Source organism: Microbacterium sp., from assembly GCF_031178525.1.
Lineage (GTDB): Bacteria > Actinomycetota > Actinomycetes > Actinomycetales > Microbacteriaceae > Microbacterium.
The window spans coordinates 1-5185 of record NZ_JAPSJA010000173.1 but is presented as its reverse complement, the minus strand read 5'-3'; the positions used below and the strand labels follow the sequence as shown (position 1 = coordinate 5185).

The 5185-nt window shown below is 70.2% G+C and carries 5 protein-coding genes; 3 read left to right on the top strand and 2 right to left on the bottom strand.

Annotated elements, in window-relative coordinates; translation table 11 throughout:
- Positions 1–723 (top strand): 23S rRNA (guanosine(2251)-2'-O)-methyltransferase RlmB (gene rlmB, locus RIF89_RS10740; protein ID WP_309069104.1); only part of this gene is annotated, 723 nt, incomplete at its 5' end.
- 32 nt (positions 724–755) lie between these two features.
- Positions 756–1397, top strand: a complete 642-nt coding sequence (locus RIF89_RS10735; RefSeq protein ID WP_309069103.1) for an NAD(P)H-binding protein — start codon at positions 756–758, stop codon at positions 1395–1397.
- Between the two features lie 12 nt (positions 1398–1409).
- Here RIF89_RS10735 and RIF89_RS10730 read toward each other — a convergent pair whose 3' ends face one another.
- Positions 1410–2693, bottom strand: a complete 1284-nt coding sequence (locus RIF89_RS10730; protein WP_309069102.1) for a DUF4032 domain-containing protein — start codon at positions 2691–2693, stop codon at positions 1410–1412.
- 94 nt (positions 2694–2787) lie between these two features.
- Positions 2788–3888 carry a sn-glycerol-3-phosphate ABC transporter ATP-binding protein UgpC gene (locus RIF89_RS10725; RefSeq protein WP_309069101.1) on the bottom strand — a complete coding sequence of 367 codons (1101 nt, stop codon included), beginning with the start codon at positions 3886–3888 and terminating at the stop codon, positions 2788–2790.
- 254 nt (positions 3889–4142) lie between these two features.
- Here RIF89_RS10725 and RIF89_RS10720 point away from each other — a divergent pair, with 254 nt between their 5' ends.
- On the top strand, positions 4143–5069 hold the full coding sequence (locus tag RIF89_RS10720) for a thioredoxin domain-containing protein (RefSeq protein ID WP_309069100.1): 927 nt from the start codon (positions 4143–4145) through the stop codon (positions 5067–5069).
- Positions 5070–5185 lie beyond the last annotated feature (116 nt).

The following is a 5185-nucleotide window of genomic DNA, read 5'->3' as shown; positions in this document are numbered from 1 at the left end:
CTCGAGGCGCTGCGCGCCAAGATCCCCGCGACCGCGTTCTACATCGCCCAGCGCGTCGAGATGGACGACCGCGTGAAGGAGATGCTCGCGATCGCCAAGAACCGCGAGATCCCGATGCTCGAGGTCACGCGCCCCGAGCTCGACCGCATGGCCGGGTTCGACGGCGTGCACCAGGGCGTCGCTCTCAAGGTGCCGCCGTACGAGTACGCGCATCCGCAGGACCTGCTCGAAGAGGTGATCGGGCAGGGTCAGACGCCGCTGTTCGTCGCGCTCGACGGCATCACCGACTCGCGCAACCTCGGCGCGATCGTGCGCTCGACCGCCGCGTTCGGCGGCCAGGCCGTCATCATCCCGCAGCGACGCTCAGCCGGCATGAACTCGGGCGCCTGGAAGACCAGCGCGGGGGCCGCGGCGCGCATCCCCGTCGCGATGGCCACGAACCTCACGGCGATGCTGAAGGACTTCAAGAAGCAGGGCGTGTTCGTGCTCGGCCTCGACGGCGGCGGCGATGTCTCGCTTCCCGCGCTCGAGCTCGGCGACCGCCCGGTCGTGATCGTCGTCGGCAGCGAGGGCAAGGGGCTCTCGCGCCTCGTCACCGAGACGTGCGATCAGATCGTGTCGATCCCCATCTCGTCCGCGACCGAGTCGCTGAACGCCGGCATCGCGGCATCGGTCGCGCTGTACCAGATCGCGACCGTCCGCGCCGCGGCCGGCGCCGCGTAGGCCTTGCAGCAGTAAGCACCCAGGAGAAGAACATGGCCCGCATCGCCGTCATCGGAGGCACCGGCTACGCCGGCGGCCACATCGTGCAGGAGGCCGCGGAACGCGGTCACACGGTCGTCTCGATCGCGCGAAAGGTCCCGACCGAGCGCGTCGCGCACGCCACGTACCTCGAGGGCTCGCTGCTCGACATCCCGGGCCTGCTGGCGGAGCTGGAGGGCGTGCAGGCGATCGTCGTCGCCGTCGCGCCACGGGGAGACATGCAGGGCCTGGTGCGGCCCGCGATCGCCGAGCTCGTGGCCGCGCTGCCCGAGGGCGTGCGTCTCGGCGTGATCGGCGGCGCGGGCGGCAGTCTCGTGGCGGAGGGCGGACCGCGCCTGATCGATGCGGGGCAGTTCCCCGAGGAGTTCAAGCCGGAGGCGTTCGAGATGATCGGCGTGCTCGACGATCTCACCCAGACCCCCGCCTCCGTCGACTGGTTCTTCGTGCATCCGGCGGTGGAGTTCGGCGCCTTCGCGCCGGGCGAGCGCACGGGCAGCTACCGTACCGGCGGCGATGTGTTGGTGTCGGACGACGACGGCCGCTCGTACATCTCCGGTGCGGACTTCGCGATCGCGGTGGTCGACGAGCTCGAGTCGCCCGTGCACCACCGGGCGCGCTTCACGGTCGCCTCCTGAGGCGTCAGGCGGTCAGACCAGGTCGCGCCAGTCGACGGCGCCCGTGACCACGCCGCCCGGTCCCGTGATCGTCTCGGTGAGGGGGCCCATGATGGTCGCCTCGTCGCGGCGGTGCCGCAGCACGTCGCGGATGTAGCTCGTCAGCACCTCGGCCACCGGCACGGACGCCTCCCGCTGCTCCTGCAGGAACCACCGGTGCTCGAGCACCTGGTGGTACACCTCCGCGGGCTCCAGCTTGCCGCGCAGCTCGATCGGAATCGCCCGCACCACGGGCTCGAACGCCTGCGTGAGCCACTCGTGGGCCGCGAGCTCCTCTTCCTCCTCGGGGCGCCCGGAGCGCAGCCGGAACTCGTCGAGATCGTTCAGCAGCCGGCGGGCCTGGTTCTCCTCGACGTCCAGGCCGGTGAGGCGGATGAGGCGCCGCGTGTGGTGGCCCGCGTCGACGACCTTCGGCTGGATCGACACGCGCGTGCCTCCCGCCGCGGTCTCGATCGACATCTCGCCGATGTCGAAGCCCAGCTCGTTCAGGTGGCGCACGCGTTCCGTGATCCGCCACGCCTCGCTCACGGAGAACGTCTGCTCGTCGTGGATCGCGCTCCACAGCGCGCGATACGCCGACACGATCCCGTCCGCGATGCTCACAGGATCCACGCCGCCTTCCAGCCGGCCGCTCGCGGCGAGATCCAGGATCTCGCCCGCGATGTTGGTGCGCGCCAGATCGAGATCGTGGTCACGCTGACCGACGCTCAGACCGTCCTCGTGCAGCTCACCCGTCTCGGCGTCGACGAGGTACGCCGCGAACGCGCCGGCGTCGCGGCGGAAGAGCGTGTTCGACAGCGACACGTCGCCCCAGTAGAACCCCACGTTGTGCAGTCGCACGAGCAGCAGCGCCAGCGCGTCGACGAGGCGCGTCGCGGTGTCGGGACGCAGCGCATGCGTGAACAGCGCGCGGTACGGCATCGAGAACTTCAGATGCGCGGTGACGAGCGCCGCGGGGAGGGCGGCGCCGTCCGTCGTCCGCCGCTGGGAGATGACGGCCACGCGGCGCACGCACGGCACATCGAGCCGCGCGAGCGCGCCCAGCATGTCGTACTCGCGCTGCGCCATCTCGGCGGTCGTCTCCTTGACCGCGACGACCTGGCCGGACAGCTCGCTGAACCGCACGACATGGCGCGAGATGCCCTTCGGGAGCTTCACGATGTGGCGCGAGGGCCAGTCCTCGAGCCGGATCGACCAGGGCAGTGTCAGCAGCTGCGGATCGGTCTCGGTCGCGGTGATGCGGAGGGAGTCGGGCATGGGGTCGCCTCCGAGTCGACGGGGAAGGGGAGCGTGAAACCAGGACGGCGCGGGCAGATCGTCGAGATCCGCCCGCGCCGTCAGGTGTGGTGCGTCAGGACTGCGTGATGGCGGCGGTCACGCGCTGGCCCGACTCGATGTCGAACACGTGCACGTGGTGCGGCACCGCCGCGAGCGTGACGGTCTCGCCCGCGTTCGGGTGATTGCGGCCGTCGACGCGGGCGACGATGTCGGTGCGGACGCCCTCGATGTCCGAGTGGCCGTACAGGTAGCCGTCGGCGCCGAGCTCCTCGACGAGGTCGACGACCACGCTCAGGCCCTCACCACCCGCCGGACCGACCTCGATGTCCTCGGGACGCACGCCGATGGTCGCCTGCTTTCCGGTGACCTTGGCCAGGGCGGACGCCTCGACCGGCACGACCTTCGTGCCGAACTTGATGCCGCCGTCGGCGATGTCGGCCGGGAACAGGTTCATGGCGGGCGAGCCGATGAAGCCGGCGACGAACACGTTGTTCGGCTTCTCGTACAGGTCGCGCGGCGTGCCGACCTGCTGCAGGATGCCGTCCTTCAGCACCGCGATCCGGTCGCCCATCGTGAGGGCCTCGGTCTGGTCGTGCGTGACGTACACGGTCGTGACGCCGAGGCGGCGCTGCAGCGACGCGATCTGGGTGCGGGTCTGGACGCGCAGCTTGGCGTCGAGGTTCGACAGCGGCTCGTCCATGAGGAACACCTGCGGCTCGCGGACGATCGCGCGGCCCATCGCGACGCGCTGACGCTGACCACCCGAGAGGGCCTTCGGCTTGCGGTTCAGGTACGGCTCGAGGTCGAGGAGCTTGGCCGCCTCCTGCACGCGCTTGGCGCGCTCGTCCTTGTTGACGCCGGCGATCTTGAGCGCGAAGCCCATGTTCTCCGCCACGGTCATGTGCGGGTACAGCGCGTAGTTCTGGAACACCATCGCGATGTCGCGGTCCTTCGGCGGCACGTCCGTGACGTCGCGGTCGCCGATCATGATGCGGCCGTCGTTGACCTCTTCGAGGCCGGCGAGCATGCGCAGCGAGGTGGACTTTCCGCAACCCGAGGGGCCGACCAGGACGAGGAACTCGCCGTCGCCGATCTCGAGGTCGAGGCCGTCGACCGCCGGGCGGGTGCCGCCGGGGTAGACGCGAGTGGCGCTGTCAAAGGTGACGGATGCCATGACTTTCTCCTTCACCGGCAGGTACGTGCCGGACGATCCGTAGTGAATGGAGCGACGGGATGAACCGCCGCCGACCCGCCTTTGGGTCGGGATCAGTATGGCATGCGGTCCCGCGCTCGCGTCGACCCGGGCGTGTCGCCGCGTGCCGTGCGGCCGAGATGGCCGTCCTGTCTGGGTTTCTCTCAGCAGCCGTGACTAGCATCGAGGACGTTGTGGCCGTTGTGCGCGGCCGGATCCACGTTCCGAGAGGTTGCATGTCGAGCGACGAGACGGGCCAGACGCCCGACGCGCGAGGCCGTCGCGAGGCGGTGCGCGAGAAGGCTCAGAAGGTCAAGGCGCGCCAGTCGCGCAATCGCGTGCTGCGCCGTTCCGCGCTCGTCCTGCTGGCTCTCGCCGCCGTCGCCGGCATCGCGTACGCCGTGACCAGCATCGTCGTGCCTGCGGTGTCCGAGCCGACGCTCAATCCGACCAGCCTCGAGGATGACGGCGTCGTCGTCGACGAGGCGATGCAGCCCGACCCCTCCGGCACGGCCGCGCCCGCCGAGACGTCCGAGCCCGAGGCGCCCGCCCCGTCCGAGACGCCCGGCGCAGAGCCCATCCAGATCCACGTGTACATCGACTACCTCTCGGAGGCGGCCGGCGAGTTCCAGCGCGTCAACGCTGCGCAGCTGTCCGAGTGGGTCGACCAGGGTGCGGTCGAGGTCGTCTATCACCCCGTTGCCCTGCTGACGTCGAAGTCGAGCGGCACCAAGTACTCGCAGCGCGCGGCCGGGGCTGCCGCGTGCGTGGTCGAACACGCTCCCGAGGCCTTCGCGGCGTTCAACCACGAGCTGCTGACGAACCAGCCCGCGCGCGACAGCGGCGGCTTCAGCGACGCGGAGCTCGCGAATTTGGCGATCGCCACCGGGGCGGACGACACGAAGGCCGTGCGCGCGTGCATCGAGGACGAGGACTACTTCGCGTGGGCTCGGGAAGCCACCGAGCGTGCGCTGAACGGACCGCTTCCCGGCACGGACGACCTCACCCTCTCTGGCGCCCCCATGGTGCTGGTGAACGGCGAGCCGTACGTCGGTGCGCTGGACGCTCCCGAGGAGTTCGCGGCCTTCCTCCTCGCCGTCGACAGCGAGGCCTACCTCGAGACCGCCACCCCCACGCCGTCCCCCTCGTCCCCCGAGGGCTGATCAGGGTCGGTATGCTCGACTCGGTCGCCGGATGCCCGGCGGCGTCGCCGGCTTAGCTCAGTTGGTAGAGCACCTGTCTTGTAAACAGGGGGTCATCGGTTCGAACCCGGTAGCCG